This window comes from Methylobacter sp. (assembly GCF_023227905.1).
Classification (GTDB): Bacteria; Pseudomonadota; Gammaproteobacteria; order Methylococcales; family Methylomonadaceae; genus Methylobacter_A.
Window position 1 is genome coordinate 33684 of record NZ_JALOCF010000033.1, and the last position, 16921, is coordinate 50604.

Consider the following 16921-nt stretch of genomic DNA (forward strand, 5'->3'; position numbering starts at 1 on the left):
TTAGGGCCGCTTATCCTCCTACACTGACCGTTAAATTATTTACTCAATTGATACTATGTCCATTATCCAAGCGCCAAGCCTTGCCGACGTTCTTTTACAACGCGCCCAGCTGCAACCTGACCGCTTGTCGCATGTTTTTATGGATCATATCGATGGCTATCAACACCGCTTGACTTATGGCGACATCGACCTTCGCGCTCGTGCTATTGCCGCGCGCCTGCAAGCAATTAACGCCCGGCGAGTAATGCTAATCTACCCGCACGGGCCATCGTTTTTCCTGGCTTTCATAGCCTGCTGGTATGCAGGAGCAACGCCGATTCCTGTGTTTCCCCCACAGTCCCGGCGCGGCATGGCGCGCATCGATGCAATTTTACGTGACTGCGCGGCAACGCATGTACTTTCCTCAAGCGGTCTTATCGCTAAAGTCATGCCATGGTTTCAGGAAGCAGGCATCGGGGCCGGGCACGAATGGTTGGATACCGACAGTGTGCCCGATAGCGAAGCTGCGGATTGGCACAGCCATCGCATCGATCCGGGGCAGCCGGCGTTTTTCCAATATACCTCCGGGTCTACTGGAGCTCCCAAAGGAGTCGTTGTCAGCCATGCCAACCTAATCGCGAATCAAGCCATGATTACGCAAGGCTTTAGCCACAACGAAGAATCCCGCTCTTTCAGTTGGCTGCCTTTTTATCATGATATGGGACTGATCGGTCCCTTGTTTAACCCGATTTATGTCGGCTATCAAAGTTATCATATTCCGGCGCAAGCATTTATTCGCGATCCGATACAATGGCTGCGAGGCATAGTTAAATTTCGTGCAACAACCAGCGGCGGGCCTAACTTTGCGTATGACCTTTGCGCGCGCAAGGCTACGCCCGAAAATTGTTCCGGCCTGGATTTAAGTTGTTGGCAAGTCGCGTTTAACGGCGCCGAACCGGTCAGAGCCGCAACCTTGGCTCGATTTCAGCAGGCCTTTGAGCCCTATGGATTTTCGCCGTCAGCTTGGCTACCGTGCTATGGCATGGCTGAGGCCACCTTGTTTATCAGCGGCAATCGAAAGCCGTCGCCCGTGTTTAAGCAGCATGAAGGCAAAAACCATGTATCCTGCGGCAGAAGCTGGGACGATTGCACAGTGCTGGCGGTCGATCCGGATACCCGTCAGCCGGTAGCCGATGGCGTCACCGGAGAATTGTGGCTGACCGGCAGCAATATTGCACAAGGTTACTGGAGCCAGCCGGAACAGACTGAACTCTATTTTCAGGCGCAACTGAAACAAGGTGGCGTTCCCTACTTACGCACCGGCGATCTCGGGTTTGTGGACCAGGGTGAGGTTTATGTTACCGGACGGCTCAAAGACCTGATCATTTTGCGCGGCCGTAACCTTTATCCGCAAGATCTCGAACTAGCGGCCCAGGAGGCTCATAGCGCGTTACGGGTCGATGGCGGAGCGGCTTTCGTGCGGGAATCGGAGGACGGCGAAGCGCTGGTGCTGGTACAGGAAGTCGAGCGCTCCCAAATCCGTGGGCTTGCTGCTGCCCGAGTGTTCGCCGCGATACGCGAGGCGCACTGGGAGGCTTTCCAGGTTCAGGCGGACGAGCTGGTCCTGGTAAAGCCCGGCAGCATTCCCACGACCACCAGCGGTAAGGTTCGTCGCCGCGCCTGCCAGGAAATGTTGGCGGCAGGCAGCCTGCCTATCATTGATCGAGAGAGGCGCAAAACGCCAACCGAAACATCGTCATCGGCCAGCATCGTTGGCTCATCACCGCGACAACGTTTTGACGATGATTTCAAGCGCTTGCCGGAAACCGACCGGCACCTGTTTCTGCTGGACTATTTGCGTCGGCAAATAGGCCAATCCTTGAGGCTGAGTGCCGCAGAGATATCAACGGATATGATTCCGGATCGCTTGGGCCTGGATTCGATAACATCGGTTGAACTGGTGAATCGTATCGAACGTGATTTCGGGCTACGCTTAAACGCGGATTTCCTGAGCCGGTCATCCAGCCTTGAACAGCTTGCTGTTAGCCTGATGTCACACCTGCAAGACTCTACGCCGGTAGCCGAAGAAATCGTTCCAAGGCTGGCGGACGAGGTGAAACTGCCGGAAGACTGGTCGCCGACAGACGCAATAGCCGATTGTTGGCCGCCGCGCCGGATTTTGTTTACCGGAGCCACCGGTTATCTGGGCGCTTATTTATTGGCGGAACTGCTGGAGATCACCGACTGTGAAATTTACTGCCTGGTGCGTGCCGAGAATGCTGACGCTGCGTTTGGGCGGCTGCTCAGTAATGCGGAATATTACGGATTGTCTACCGCATTACCTGTCGAGCGTATCCGGCCGTTGGTCGGCGACATGGCGTTGCCCCGCCTGGGATTGGACGAGGAGCTTTATCAACGCTTGGCGTTGCAAATGGATGCCGTACTTAATGCCGGAGCCCATGTCGATTTCACGCTGCCTTATACTGAGCTGCGCTCCAGCAATGTGTTTGGTACTACGGAAATTCTGCGCTTTGCCGCTACCGGGCGACGCAAGCCGCTGCATTTTGTTTCCACGCTGGGTCTTTTAATGAGCAAGTCTCGTAGCGCCAATCATTTGGCCGTCGAATCGTGGCCGCCGGATTGTGCAGGCGAGAGTTTGGTTAATGGTTACGAACAAAGCAAATGGGTAGCCGAACATGTGCTCAAATTGGCGGCCGACTGCGATATGCCTATTGCGGTTTATCGCCCTGGATTGCTTACCGGAGACAGTATCTCAAGGCGTTTTGTCAATACCGACCAGTTCATCGCGCGTTTTCTGAAAAGCAGTATTCAACTGGGCTGCATTCCGGCTCTGGAAAACGGCGTTGAGATGTTGCCTGTGGATTTTGCGGCTCAGGTCATTGTCGCCGGCTTGCAATGTCCTTCCAGTCTCGGCAAGGCTTTCCATATCCGCCATCCTAAACCGCTGGTTCTTACCGAGGTAGTCGAGGTGCTGCGTTCCAGGGGTTATGCGATGGATATCGTGCCTTATGCCGAATGGCAAAAACGTGTCTTAGCCTGCGATAGCGGCAATGCCTTAACTCCTTTCCGGAATATGATTGCCGGAATGGGTCAGCGCCAAGCGGAGTTCCCGCTGGTCGATGACACTAACTGCCGGGAAATTTGCGCCCAGGCTGACATTGGCGTTCACTCTTCCGCGGCGTTACTGGAGAGTTATTTACTCTATTTTGAAAACAGCGGCTTTTTGTGAGTTAGACCTTCCAGGTTTTTAAAACCTGGAAGGTCTGCATATCGGCAGAATTTTTGCGCATAACAATGAGCGCACTACGTGAGAATCAGGAAGCGCGCACGGCACGCCCTACGAGGAAAAGCCAAGCCGTCTTTTTTCGTGCTTTTCGTGGACAATGCGTAACATCAAATACCTAATGCTTGCTATCTAAACCACATAACCCAGGAAAATCAGTCCATGCCGAATAATGAAAGAGAACCCCACCGCTGGGGATTTCGCGATACCCGTTTCACCCTCAACGAGGATGGTTCCGTGACGCTCACCGGCAACCGTTACTCGATATGCGGTTATGCCATGCCCTACTTCATCCCCTTTGTCGAGAGCGTGCTCAACGTTTGCCTGTCCACTGAACAACAGGCCGAACGTCAAGAGGTTCAGCTGCCTGCATCCAACCGCAACGAGGCTTTTTGCGAAGCATTGAATTTAAGATTTCCCCCCGAACATATCAGTTTCGCCGATGCGGTGCGCTTGCCGCATAGCCACGGACAGACCACCGTGGATGAGGTTTACCAGGTGCTTTACGGCAAGCTCCCGAAATTGGTGGACGCCGTTTTTTATTGTACCGATACGGCAGAAGCGCAAGCTTTGGTGGAGTTGGCGGCAGTACACGACGTCTGCTTGTTGCCCTATGGCGGGGGCACCAGTGTCAGCAATGCACTGCGCATTCCGGCCGATGAACAGCGGATGGTGGTTGCTGTCGATACCAGCCGCATGAATCGCATAGTCAGCCTGGAGCGCAACAACATGCGGGTCACGGTGCAGGCAGGTATTTGCGGAGCCGACTTGGAACGTCAGCTCCGCGCGGAAGGCTACACGCTGGGGCATGAACCGGACAGCATCGAGTTCTCGACGGTCGGCGGCTGGATTGCCACCAATGCCAGCGGCATGAAGAAGAACCGCTACGGCAACATTGAAGACGTGGTGGAAGCCATGACCGTTGTCACGCCATTGGGAACGCTCCAAGAGTCGGCGCGGGCGCCGCGGGTTTCGAGCGGCAGCCGCCTGCACTATTTGCTGTTCGGTAGCGAAGGCAATTTCGGTTTGATCACTGAAGCGGTCTTAAAACTGCGTCCGTTGCCTGAAGTCACGCAATACCAATCGATCCTGTTTCGCGACTTTCCCACCGGCATCGCTTTTTTGCAGGAGCTTTCCAAAGGCACGGTGTGGCCGGCTAGCATCCGGCTGGTGGATAACCCGCAGTTTCGCTTTGCCCAATCACTGAAACCGGCGGCAAAAGGCTGGGCCGGTTATAAGCACCGCCTGCAAAGGTGGTTGCTGACGTCGGTAAAAAAGTTCGATCCGGAAACGCTGGCCGCCGCGACCATTGTCATCGAAGGCAGTGCCGATGAAGTCATCGCCCAGCGGCGCGCGTTGGATCGGCTGGTGCGCCGCTACGGCGCTATTTACGGCGGAGCGGAAAACGGCCAGCGCGGTTATCAGCTCACTTACGCGATTGCCTATATCCGGGATCTCCTGATGCGCTACAGCGTGATCGGCGAAACTTATGAAACCTCCGCATCCTGGGATTGCATCCAGGCCATCTGCGACGAGGTCAAGCGGGCGGCGGAGCTGGAACACGCGCGCTACGGCTTTCCGGGCAAGCCTTATATCTCCGCCAGAATCACCCAGATATACCCGACAGGCGCATGTATCTATTTTACTCATGGCGTTTCCATACACGGCGTAGAAAACGCCGATCAGAAATTTCACGCCGTCGAGCAAGCCATGCGCGCGGTTATTTTGGATCATGGCGGCAGCATTTCCCATCACCACGGCATAGGCAAACTGCGCGCCTCGTTTATCCCGCAGCTTTATTCCGAGGCCACCAAAAAAACTTTGCTGGCGCTGAAACGGGAGCTCGACCCGCGCAATGTGTTTGGCGCGAGCAATAACCTATTCGACCGCAGCCAATAAAATTGGCTGGAATTTTTCAAACAACCGAGATTTTGTGACATGACCAAATGCGTACTCATCACTGGCGCTTCCTGTGGCATTGGCTTGGCCGTCGCCGAACACTTCCATCGCCAGGGTTGGAATGTGGCGGCTTCGATGCGTAATCCTGAGAATGATCTCGCATTAGGCGAGCGTCCCGGGCTGATCCGCCCGCAACTGGACGTAACCGATCCCAAGTCCATCCAAGCCGCAGTGGATGAGGTTCTGGAACGTTGGGGGCGAATCGACGTGCTGATTAACAACGCCGGCTACGGATTGATAGGCCCGTTTGAAGCCGCCGATGACACGCAGGTTCGCCGCCAATTCGAGGTGAATGTGTTCGGCTTGATGGCGGTCACCCGCGCCGTGTTGCCTTCGATGCGGGAGGCCGGCGGCGGTAGTTTGATCAATATATCTTCTATGGCCGGATACTCGTGCTTTCCCTACTATAGCCTCTATCATGCCAGCAAATGGGCTGTCGAGGGCTTTGCGGAATCTTTGCGCTACGAACTGGAACCGTTTGGAATCCGGGTCAAACTGGTGGAGCCCGGTGTGGTCAAAACCGATTTCCATACTCGTTCTAAAGACAGCATTGCTTTACCGGCTTATGAGCCTCGCGCCGGGCGCTCACTTGCTCGCATGGAGCAATTTTACCGCTTCGGCAATTCGGCCGAACGGATTGCGGAAACAATCTACAGGGCGGCTACAGATAATAGCGGTAAACTTAGATATCCTTTGGGCTGGGATGCCAGATCGCTGTACCTGCTAAAACACATTGCACCCGATGGCCTGGTCCGCCGGCTCGCCCGTTTCCTTTGTGTCAGCTGAAACCAATCACTCGGTATGTGCGCTGTCCAGTTTGTCCATTCGACATTGTTTTGCCGTTATGAATTGGGGATTAATGTATTTTCTCTCAGCATGCCGCAGCGGCAAGCCGTTTCAGCGCTTGGAAATAGCGTTATTGAATAAGTGGGTTTTGCAGCTGTAAATCAACGCACCACATTTTCCAGTGATCAACACTGACATTACCAGCTTACAGAGCGCGTTCCCGCTTATAAGCGGTTTACTGTTTTAACAGGGTAGCTTTGTCTACAAGATAGGCGTTTTCTACATTCATTTAAATTTTGCGACAGAACCTTTATCTTATCCATTTGCACTAATGTAGTGTTAATTTTTAAAGATATCCTGATGTGTTTTGCGCGGTAACGGTTTAATCTTCGGTTCTTGCATTAACAACTCCTTCTGGCAGCCGCCTTGCGTCAATATGACTCTATCCCCCTGGATTTCGGTGAGTTTCCAGCCATTAAGATTATCGCCTTGTTTGACCTTGAGAATTATCTTTTGGCATTGCGGATGCCGCTCCGATAAATAAGACCGCAAACCCTTTTGCCGTAGCAGATAATCCGGATGACTACCGCCCGTCGAAATACCGGATGTGTGCAGAGTATCGGCGACTGGATCTATACGGTAAATTTTACTGTCCTTGACCAGAACAGCATCGTTCATTTGCAAAACCATTTCTAGCGTAGGCAGCAATTCGCCTTTGGTTAACGGCTGTGCTGTCTGCAATGTGACTTTGCCGGCCACTTTGGGGTTTAGTGCATAGTTTTGTCCAAGCATATCGCTCAAGACGACTTTTACGAATTCCGCGAGATCAGAGTCATCGAAATTCAGATTGTATGAACCCGCTTTCGAGCTAATTTTCCTATGCTGTGCCGGGACCGGCACAAACTGATCTGTCCGGGGACTAAGCTCTGTTTTTGTTTTCATTGAATCAACAACAGACTGCTCGTCTTGCGGCTTGTTAAAAAAAGGCTCCATCTCCGATTCCTGCGCCGCTTTGGAAACCGGCGGCAGAAGCTGAGCCTGTCCAGGGGCTAATAGTTCGCAGCCTGAAAGCGCCAAAACTATCGTAATCAGACAGGAAGCCGCTGTTATTTTTTTTGAATTGTTCATTATCACTATTCTCAAAAGAATCCTTGATGACTATTTGGTTTCGGGCGCGGAAGTCGCCTCGGCATTGGCTGGCGGCAGTGGGTTTTAGGAATCTCTAAATGCGGATTTTCTCGCATTGGTTAATGCCCACAAACTTTCTGTGTCCATCAACATGCAAAAATTACCCGTTCTTAGCGTTTTTATTTTTGAGCCGAAAACTGCTTTAGTACGATTATTAATACCTTGTCTTCCAACTGTCCTGATAAATGTTGTGTCGATACTTGAAAATTGTGCATGATGATTGACAAGTCTAATACCGCCGATTTAGTAGCGGCAGCCTCTGAAAGTGGAAACCTCAACAATTAAAAAACTCTTAGCATAGTTCTTTCCCCACCATCTTACAGGATGAAATCAAAGGCAGGCTTCGATACCGTCTATGGCGTGCAAGGCGGCTATTACGCAATTTAACTAATTGATTTATTTTACTTGTACACCTAGCATCAGCTAAGCGTCAACTGACTTTTCCGGGTGCAATATTGCCCATCCACTGGTGGAGGTGATTTATGATAACTCGTTACTTGTTTATGTTTTGTTTTAGCTTGAGTCTTGGTTTTGCGGCTTACGCGGCCGACCCTGTCCAGCCCAAAACTAATGAGACGACTGAAAAGCCCGCTACAGATAAAGCAACTGCGATCGAAGATGAAACAGGAATGTGCTTTAGAGGAACGAATTGCGATGGTGAGAAAATGGGTTATAAGACCATTCCTGACTGCAAAACAGCCAGCGGTAATAGCTGGCACGGACACACTATGATAGGTGGGCATGACAGATGTATTAGTAGGGATATAGATAATTTGGATTGGAGACAATAAGCCCTGTTCCTTCATTAACCTGAGTTCGAGATAAGCCATTAAGCTGAATGCAAGAGATTGACCTTGCTCAGAGACAAGGTGGGCTTGTTGTCGGGCAGGCAATAGGCCGTAATGCCCGCCATCAGGTTGACCGCAAAATTAAAATAAGGGCGGTGCCGCGTCGGTTAGTTAGCCGGAAGTGTTTTGCCAACAAAAGACTGCGTAACACCGGTTACTAATCAATAGTAGAGCCGGCTTTCAGGCGATATGAAACGGAGTCCACGGCCATTTTTTGGATGTGCTCTATCAGTTCCATGATTTGCTGATCCAGCATGAATCGCAGTTCCCATTCCATTGCCAGATCGTCAGGCAAGCTGTCGATGCGATGGTGTTCGGTGTAGCTTTGTTTCAGTTGTGCGTGGATGTCGGCAACCTCAGCCTGGGGCTCTTGTTGCCGGCCTTGCAGCACTAGCGCCGCATTCTCCAACGCGCTTGCCAGTGCCGCATCAAAAGTTCGGCTATGTTCTTGTAGCTCGTCAGGAAAGCTGCTGAATTGTTGACCGCTTAGCAATCGATAGCGTCCCCGAATCTGTAGCAAGCCGGACAAGTTGCCTGCGGCTTCAATAACCGCACGCAACGCCGTTCTTTCATTGGCTTTGTAGGTCAATCTGGCATCCGGTTCCAGTACCGCGTGAATCACCAAATCCTGTGCAGCAGCCAGATCTTTTTCTGCCGACAAGCGCAACGGCAACGCATGCTTGAGCATCAGGCTCAGGTCAGGCAACCGGGTTGTGAACTTGGCGAGTGTGTGCAATGCCGCTACGCTATGGTGACGAGCAAGCACAATCGAACGCCGAGGCCATAGCGCATAGTCGAGTACTCCCATCACGCCGATGCCCAGCAAGATACCGATAACCCGGTCGCGCGGCAGATACAGATCGGTGACCGGTCCGAAATCATGTAAAACGAACATCGCGAACGAAAACCCGAGTTGCCTGCCCATGTAGGCGATACGCTCGCTACCGGAGGAAATCCAGGCGGCAATACCCCAGACCGGGGCCGTTGCAAGCGCAAAGCCGGCGATGGTGTCGAGCTGGGACTGGAGTACCAGCACATAAAAATAGGCACATAGCCCGCCCAGAATCGCGCCCGACACACGTAATATCGATAGCCGGTAGTCGGCGCCGAGACTGGTTTGGGCCGCGACCAGACAGGTTGGTATGGCGGTATTGATATCCGGCCAGCCCAGGCTTTCCACGATCAGCATGCAGAGTATCGCGCCCAAAGAAAATTTAATTCCGAATTGCAGGCTGTCGGCATGTGTCGCCCAGAATTCATAACCAAACCAGGCTGGAAACCAGCCATCTGCTTCATTACTGTCGGTTTCGGCCTCTGTGGTTTTAACTTCGGGCGCTGCTGGGTTATGCAAGTCATGCATCAAACCGGCGATACGTTGTTGCGCCCGCCAAATGGCGGTTAACAGCGAAGGGTTGGTTTGCAATGAATAACTGTGCAGGACTTCATCGGTCAGCAGCGCCTCAATTTGCCCGGAAACATCGCGGGACTCTTCTATGCCTTGCCGCAGCGTTGCACAGGCGCTTTGCAGAGCCAGGTAGACATCTAATTTTTCCTGAGTCATTGCTTGAGCGCGATACTCTTCCGTCAATACCTGATCCAGCCAGATGGCCATCTGCCGTAAACCGTCGATTTCCAGCAACAGGGCAAGATAAGTATCATGCCGATTAAGCATGGAGGGGTGTACCAGTTCCGCGTTTGACAGCAGCCCCAGTATTTTGCCGAAGCTGCCGGCGCTGGGAAATTTTGAGCTTATCCGCTTATGGATGACCACGCCGCTGTCGGCCAAGCGCGCATTGAAAATATATTCAATTGCTGCCAATTGCTCAGCGATACTCGCCGTCAGCTGTTTGAGCGGGTCTTGCGGTTTGATGGTCAGGTGCACCACCGTCCATGAGCCAATAGCAAGTACACCAATGATCGGGATGTTCCACAAAGCGTTGTAGATAGCTTGATCGGGAGTGTTTGGGCTATATAGCACCGCCACCGAGTACCATAGAGCGATGCCGGTAGGCCATGCGATCAGACGGGCATGAAACAGGGCGACAGCCATTATGATGAAAGACAAGGGTAGTAGCAACCAGGCATCGTTACCGGCTAGCATCAGCGTTAATACCGATACCAAGGTGGTGACGATGATATACCCCAACTGGCGCAGCCCGAACGCCAGCGATTGACCGGCATTCGCATACGCGTCGTAACTCAAGCATATCAGCAGCGCGATCGCCCCTAATGGCGGCACGTGCAGCGTTTGGCTGACCAGGACGATGATGAGTGTAACGATAAACAGGCGGAATGCCGCTACCCGCCGTTCCGGGGAATCTTTCAGTTCAACTTTAAGAAATTGTGCCAGGCTGGTTCCGAACCAAAGTCTGCTTCGTCTTTTGTGCGGAACCGAAGTGTGCTGCGTGTCGCTGTTATTCATTGCGGAATCTGGGCTTTGCTGGCTCCCTTCTCACTGGCTGGAGAAACTCCCGGAATATCGGCAAGACGGTCCAGAACGGTGACAAAGGCGGTCATGCCCATGCGTAGCGGATGCTCGGGGTCGCGTTCGTGTATTTCGATCCGCACCGGGAAACGGGATGCCAGGATGACCCAGTTCAGGGTGCGCTGAACCTCCGGCAGAACCCCTTGCTGCTTGGTATTATCGGGATAATTGGCCCAACCGATACCGGTCACCACCCCCCGGTAGCGCTTTCCCGGATAACCGACCAGGAAGACTTCGGCTTCCTGGCCGGGTTTGATGGATTGTAGATAAGTTTCTTTGAAGTTGGCGATGGCATACCAGTGGCGGTCATCGACCAGGGCGAACATTTGCGTTCCAGCCCTTGCGTATTCGCCTTCGCGTGTGTTCAGGTTGGTGACGTAGGCATCGAAAGGCGCACGCACCGAACAGTATTCCACGTCCAGTTCGGCGGCGGCAACCACTGCTCTGGCCGCTTCGATGCGGGCATTAACGTTGCCGACCTGGGCAATCAACGATACGGCGCGGCGGCTATCGCTTTTGGCTTCCTCTATCGCACTCCGGGCCGAAAGTTCCTTGGCCCGGGCGTCTGCCAGCTCAGCGCGCGATGCGGCGTACTTCGATCGGGCTTGCTTGAGCTGGTCTACCGTTACGTATTGTTGCTTCGCTAAGGGTTCAAGGCGTTCCAGATAGCTATGCAGATACTCATCCTCAGCTTCAATTCTGTTGATTTCAGCCGCGGCGGCAGTGCGTTGGTGTTCCAGTCGTTCGATGGCCAACTCGGCGGAACCACTGGAGGCACGCCTTGAATCCACCTCTTTTTCGGCAATTAACAATTCCGCCCTGGCCTGAGCCAGTTTGGCCTGATAGGGGCGCGGATCGATCACATACAACAGATCGCCCTGCTTGGCATACTGATTGTCTTCGACAGGCAATTCCACGATACGGCCGCTCACTTGGGGAGCTATGCCAACGATATTGGCTCGCACCATCGCGTCGTTAGTGCGGGGATGCTGATAGTTTATGCGCCAGACCAGCGTTCCGGTTACCAGTGCTCCCAGCACGATTAATGTACCGATGATGCGTCCCAGCATGATCCGTTGTTTAAGGTTTACAGAATGATCGTTGTTTTCCATGATGGACGGCACCCGCGTTTACGTCGAGTAAAATAACAACCAGATAACAAAGGTGCATAACGCCCACAGGCTCGGCGCAATCAACAGCGGCGGCCCGAGATACGGCGCCAGCCTGTGTCGCACCAATTGCCACATCAGCACCATGCTTGCCATCAGTCCGGCAAGAATACAGATAATCCAGGCAGGCCAGAACGAACCCTCAATACTCAGCATCGGGTCGCAAGCCGTCAAAAAAACCGCAAAAATAATCGGAAAAGCCGTTTTTCGTAATCTCGTCATGAAGATCGTAATTTGCGCCTGAAGGGAGAAACTGAACTTAAATAATTTTCGTAAGGCCATTGGGATTATTTTATGCGGCGTTTTTTAATATTGATCAGGTCATTAAGAAATAAATCTTTAAGTTGTAAAACTTAAAGGCATTAACTAAAGTGTAGCTGATCAGGATTCTGGTATTTGAATCTCCTATTGTCAACTAACTCTTCAAGTTTCCGAAAATAGGGATGTTCTGCAACTAAATTGACGTTTGAATAAGGTGTTTTAAATTTGCAAAAGTTGCGGCGCAGCAAGCGCGATAACTTGTTAACATTGTTGTCATGTCTACCTCTAGGTGTCAGTCGCTTGGTGATACCAGCCGCCCTGGCCTTGACAGCCTGCATGTCGCCGCCGGGCTTGGCGCAGCTTGATGAACCCTATGCGGCGGCCCCGACCGACCATGCCGTTTATTGGCATGATTACCAGGCCACAACCGGCAAACAGCAGCCCCCCATATCCATCCATTCGCGCGAAGAAAGCCAGATCGATACCAAGCTGACTTACGACCTGCCCGCACTGGTCGATCTTGCCTTGCATGCCAACCCGGAAACCCGAATTAGCTGGGAGGAAGCGAAAGCCGCCGCTGCCCGCCTCGAAAGGAATCGCAGCGCCTGGTATCCGACGCTGACGGCCATGGCGTTCGGGCAATATTTCAAAACCAGCTTCCCCATTCCTGGAGGCGCATTGGTTAGCACAGGTTATTCCTCGTTTGGCAGTTTGGATTTGGCATGGACACTGTTCGATTTCGGACGCAGGGAGGCCTTGGTCGATGCGGGAGCACAGCGCTTGAGTGCCGCTAATTTTGCCTTCAACCGCAAGCATCAGGAAATTGCCTATCGGGTTGCAACCAGTTTTTTTGCCTATCAGGCTGCCCTGGCCAAGGTGACGGCGGCGCAGCAAACATTTGAGTCCGCAAGGGCCGGCTCTGCTTCGGTCCAGGCGAAACTCGACAAAGGTTTTGCGACACGGCCGGATTTGTTGCTGGCGATACAGGAGCAGGCGAAAGCCAGCTATGACCTGCAAGATGCGCGCAGCTCGGTAAGTCAGACACATGCCGATCTGACTTCAAACCTGGGTATTTCGCCTTCTTATTCGCTGCAACTGATAGATTTAAGCCAGTTGCCCTTGCCGGCAGGACTGGTGCAATCGGTCGAAAAAATTGTCGATCAGGCTTTGGAGCAACGTCCCGACCTGATGGCGCGGCTTGCAGAACTGCGTGCACGCGAAGCGGAAGTAAAAAAGGCGAGGGCCGAATTCTGGCCCAAGTTTTCCCTGGGAGGCAGTCTGGGTAATCAACACTGGGGAAATGTGCGTACAAATCCACCCGGTAATGAGAGTTACTCAGCAAGTAACGGGGTCGGTACAGCGATGCTGACTATGGAATGGACCTTGTTCGATGGCTTTGAACGCAGCAATGCCGTGCATGAAGCAGAGGCCAGGAAAGAGGTTTCCAAGGCTCAGCTTGAGGCTTTGCGTCTGGAAATTATGCGCGATATCTGGAAAGCCTATGCCGATACCAAAACCGCGTTGGAAAAACGCGAGTTTGCGTTAGCCCTGTTGAAAGCCGCCGAAGAATCTTATGCCGCTACTCAAGAATCTTATACTCACGGCTTTTCCACGGTGATAGAACTGCTGTCCGCGCAAAAAGATTTAGCGCGCGCCCGTTATACCGAAATCGACAGTCGCTCCACCTTGCTACGATCAGCCGCAACCCTGGTTTACGCTTCCGGAGGGCAAAGCCGGGGAGATTTGAATACGGATAGCGAAGCGTTTGTCCGCAGTCTTCCATAGTGAGAGGTTTTGCCGCAAAATTTGTAAAAACCGAAAGATAATTCATTGTGAGACCATTAACCCGGTGCTCTGCTTCAAGTGGATTAATACAAATGCCTCAATTTGGATAACGACTTGATCTTGCCCCGATTTTCTGGACACTTTGCTAAGAGACCATTTTGGCCTCAACCGCTTCCGGGCTGAGATTAGTCTAATGTTCCAAACTTTCTAGCGGGCATAAAAAAAGCCGCAAGGCTTTAACCTAACAGCTTGTTTTATTTATTCTTTGATGGTGGGTCGTGCGCGATTCGAACGCGCGACCATCGCATTAAAAGTTCGATTCTAATTGATACCAAACAACTGCGTACTAAGTATAACTCCCTATAATCAACAGGTTATCAGACATCAGAGAGCGTGTAAAGTCGTTTAAAGGAGTATGAAGAATTATGAACCACTGTAGTTTTTACTGTAGTTTTTGAGCATACACAGCCCTGCCCTAAAGCCAATTCTCTCTTTAAAATTTGTAATATACGAAAGTCTGGTCTTGATCTGATGGCATCAAAATGAGCTGCAACTGAATCTGTCATTGACTGGCTGAATTTGTTAAGGGTTGTCAGATGTCTGCCCTCCTGCGCAAGGCGGCAAGATGCGACAGAACTGGGCGGGCAGGCGTCGGACAAGCCTCGAGGGAGGAAACCGCGGGCTACGCAGCGATGGACCAGAACAGGGGATGGACTATGGGGATTTGAAAGGTGGCTGTACGGGTTAGCCTGGCTCTCATGTTGATCAGGTGAAGCCCGGCATAGTCCATCGGGGCCATCTCGCAGTCTATGCGCCTGATTTTTCGTAGCGGCGGCGAGCAAAAAACAGGGATTTTACGCCACCAAGCCAAGCCTTCCCGTATCGGCTCTAACCGCCGATAAAACAGTGACCGGTGATTTGGCGTTTGGCAGGCACTTGTTTTCATGCCGTACCTCGTTGCCCGGGTGGCGCTCGAATCGGCTGTTTGCGCGTTAAGGTTTCGACGATGATCATGGCCGCACCGCAGTCGGGGCAGACGAAAGTCGGCTGGGCCGATTGTCCTACCGCTTCACTATCCCCACCGTTGAGTTCCCTGTCGGCGGGCATCACCTGCAGTCGTTCACATACCTGCGCAAGCTGTTCACGGCGGACGCCATTGGCGAGCAAGCCATAATGACGAATGCGATGAAAGCCACTGGGCAACACATGCAATAGGAAGCGGCGGATAAACTCGTCGGTATTGAGCGTCATGGTTTTATGCCGCGTCTTGCCCTTGGCTCGGTAGTCTTTCCAGCGGAACGTGACACCCTGCTCGTCCAGGGAAAGTAGGCGTGAGTTGGCGATGGCCACCCGGTGGGTATAACGCGACAGATAAGCCAATACCGCCGAAGGCCCTGAAAACGGGCGTTTGGCGTAGACCACCCATTCGCACTTTTTAAGCGGCGCGAGCCAGTCGGCAAAGGCCGAGGCGTCAGCAAGATGGGCAGACGCGCCGAAGAACTGCAATTGTCCAGCCGCCTGCGCTTTGCTGAGTTCTTCCAGAAAACGCCGTCGAAACAGCCGTGACAGCACGCGTACCGATAAAAAGAAGCCCGGCTTGCAAGCCACCCATCGCTCGCCGTCTAAGGATAAGCCACCGCCGGGGACGATGCCATGCACATGCGGGTGATGGGTTAACGCCGAACCCCAGGTATGCAGCACCAGGGTGGCCCCGATCCGTGCGCCCAGATGCTTGGGGTCAGCGGCGATGGTGCGTAGCGTCTCAGCAGCGACCGCAAACAACAGGCCATAGATCACCGCCTTGTTGGTGTAAGCGATGGCGCTGATCGGCGCGGGCAAGGTGAATACCACATGGTAATAGTCCACCGGCAACAGATCGGCCTGCCGGGCTTCGAGCCAGCGTTTGGCCGCACTGGCCTGGCACTTCGGGCAGTGCCGGTTGCGGCAAGAGTTATAGGCGATGTCGTCATGCTTACAGGCAGGGCAATGCAACACATGCCCACCCAAGGTCGAGGTGCGACACTGTTCGATGGCGGACATGACTTTCAGTTGTCCCAGACTTAAGTGGGTCTGCTGAGCTTGTCGCCAAGCGGGTCCGTGGGCGCGGAAGATATCCGCCACCTCGAGTGCGGGACGCACCATGATCTGGGTCTACAAGGGGCGCAAAGTCTCCAGTGGACTGACTACCTCACGCAGGAGATCGGTGGCTACCTGGGCATACAGCGCCGTGGTCTCCAGCTTCTTGTGGCCGAGCAGCACCTGGATCACCCGAATATCGACCTTCTGTTCCAGCAAGTGGGTAGCGAAACTGTGTCTCAGCGTATGCATCGACACCCGCTTGTCAATCCGCGCCGCCTCTGCAGCGGCATGGATGGCCCGGTTGAGTTGACGGGGGCTGAGTGGATCGATGGGGTCTAAACCAGGAAATAGCCAGCCACCCGGGCGCATTTTGCCTTGGGCATGGGCAAACTTCCACCAGGCGCGCAACCGTTCCAACAGCACCGGCGACAGCATGGCATAACGATCCTTGCCGCCTTTACCCTGTTCGATGCGCAGCACCATACGCTGACTATCAATGTCACCGACCTTCAGCGACACCACCTCGTTGGCACGCAAGCCGGCGCCGTAAGCCACCGATAACGCTGTCTGGTGCTTGAGGTTGTCAACGGCGGCGATCAGGCGAGCCACCTCCTCACGACTCAATACCACGGGCAGTTTGTGCGGCACCTGCACCGCGTGCATCTTAGTCAACAACTCGGGGCGATCCAGCGTCGTTTCAAAGAGAAACTTGAGCCCGGTGAGGGTCGCATTCAGTGAAATTGGCGAAATACCGTGATCAACCAAGTGCAATTGATAGCTGCGTAAATCTTCGACGCTGGCGGTATCCGGCGATCGCCCCAGGAACCCCGCGAATCGCTTTACAACTCGAATATAACTGGCCTGGGTTTTGGGGGAAAGTTTGCGCATCCGCATGTCGTCAATCATGCGTTGGCGCAACGGGGTAATGGCTTTACTTGTCGAAGTCATGACACAGCTCCTATCTTGAAACAAGGCGGATTGCCTCATTCCATAACATAGGAAACAGTTACGCTCTTTCAACCAGCCACAGGCTTATGATCGCAGCGTCAATACCGCGTGAGCGGTTTAGTCCTTTGGC

At 53.2% G+C, this 16921-nt stretch carries 12 protein-coding genes, 1 tRNA gene and 1 pseudogene; 5 read left to right on the forward strand and 9 right to left on the reverse strand.

What is annotated here, in order from left to right:
• Nucleotides 1-55 precede the first annotated feature (55 nt).
• The 3 genes from M0R47_RS13615 to M0R47_RS13625 all read left to right on the forward strand — a co-directional run bounded on the left by M0R47_RS13615 (nt 56) and on the right by M0R47_RS13625 (nt 6028).
• The gene (locus tag M0R47_RS13615; protein WP_292555757.1) at nt 56-3229 is read left to right on the forward strand and encodes a thioester reductase domain-containing protein; all 3174 of its coding nucleotides are present in this window, start codon (nt 56-58) and stop codon (nt 3227-3229) included.
• 216 nt (nt 3230-3445) lie between these two features.
• Nucleotides 3446-5182, forward strand: coding sequence for an FAD-binding oxidoreductase (locus M0R47_RS13620; RefSeq protein ID WP_292555758.1), 1737 nt, complete (start codon nt 3446-3448; stop codon nt 5180-5182).
• 39 nt (nt 5183-5221) lie between these two features.
• The gene (locus M0R47_RS13625) at nt 5222-6028 is read left to right on the forward strand and encodes an SDR family oxidoreductase (RefSeq protein ID WP_292555760.1); all 807 of its coding nucleotides are present in this window, start codon (nt 5222-5224) and stop codon (nt 6026-6028) included.
• Between the two features lie 339 nt (nt 6029-6367).
• On the opposite strand, the gene M0R47_RS13630 is transcribed toward M0R47_RS13625, so the two are convergent.
• Entirely contained in the window at nt 6368-7156 is a 789-nt protein-coding gene (locus tag M0R47_RS13630) for a hypothetical protein (protein ID WP_292555762.1), read from the reverse strand.
• A gap of 542 nt (nt 7157-7698) precedes the next feature.
• Between M0R47_RS13630 and M0R47_RS13635 the strand changes: the two genes are divergently transcribed.
• The gene (locus M0R47_RS13635) at nt 7699-8007 is read left to right on the forward strand and encodes a hypothetical protein (protein ID WP_292555764.1); all 309 of its coding nucleotides are present in this window, start codon (nt 7699-7701) and stop codon (nt 8005-8007) included.
• 38 nt (nt 8008-8045) lie between these two features.
• Here M0R47_RS13635 and M0R47_RS13640 read toward each other — a convergent pair.
• The 4 genes and pseudogenes from M0R47_RS13640 to M0R47_RS13655 all read right to left on the reverse strand — a co-directional run.
• Nucleotides 8046-8168 (reverse strand): annotated as a pseudogene (locus M0R47_RS13640) (IS982 family transposase); the annotation flags it as partial.
• Nucleotides 8169-8221: 53 nt separating this feature from the next.
• Nucleotides 8222-10486 (reverse strand): FUSC family protein, encoded by a 2265-nt coding sequence (locus M0R47_RS13645; RefSeq protein ID WP_292555765.1) that lies wholly within the window; start codon nt 10484-10486, stop codon nt 8222-8224.
• Complete coding sequence (locus M0R47_RS13650; protein WP_292555767.1) at nt 10483-11661, reverse strand: biotin/lipoyl-binding protein; 1179 nt, start codon at nt 11659-11661, stop codon at nt 10483-10485. The genes M0R47_RS13645 and M0R47_RS13650 overlap by 4 nt, the downstream gene beginning before the upstream one ends.
• A gap of 18 nt (nt 11662-11679) precedes the next feature.
• Entirely contained in the window at nt 11680-11940 is a 261-nt protein-coding gene (locus M0R47_RS13655) for a YtcA family lipoprotein (RefSeq protein ID WP_292555769.1), read from the reverse strand.
• A gap of 342 nt (nt 11941-12282) precedes the next feature.
• Between M0R47_RS13655 and M0R47_RS13660 the strand changes: the two genes are divergently transcribed.
• Nucleotides 12283-13764 (forward strand): TolC family protein, encoded by a 1482-nt coding sequence (locus M0R47_RS13660; protein ID WP_292555777.1) that lies wholly within the window; start codon nt 12283-12285, stop codon nt 13762-13764.
• Between the two features lie 269 nt (nt 13765-14033).
• Here the strand turns inward: M0R47_RS13660 and M0R47_RS13665 are convergent.
• From M0R47_RS13665 to M0R47_RS13680, 4 genes are all read right to left on the reverse strand, one after another.
• Nucleotides 14034-14125 (reverse strand) — tRNA-Ser (locus M0R47_RS13665).
• Nucleotides 14126-14446: 321 nt separating this feature from the next.
• On the reverse strand, nt 14447-14710 hold the full coding sequence (locus M0R47_RS13670; protein ID WP_292555771.1) for a hypothetical protein: 264 nt from the start codon (nt 14708-14710) through the stop codon (nt 14447-14449).
• The gene (locus M0R47_RS13675) at nt 14707-15906 is read right to left on the reverse strand and encodes an IS91 family transposase (RefSeq protein WP_292555773.1); all 1200 of its coding nucleotides are present in this window, start codon (nt 15904-15906) and stop codon (nt 14707-14709) included. The genes M0R47_RS13670 and M0R47_RS13675 overlap by 4 nt, the downstream gene beginning before the upstream one ends.
• A 9-nt stretch (nt 15907-15915) precedes the next feature.
• Nucleotides 15916-16791 (reverse strand): site-specific integrase, encoded by an 876-nt coding sequence (locus M0R47_RS13680; RefSeq protein WP_292555775.1) that lies wholly within the window; start codon nt 16789-16791, stop codon nt 15916-15918.
• Between the last annotated feature and the right edge of the window lie 130 nt (nt 16792-16921).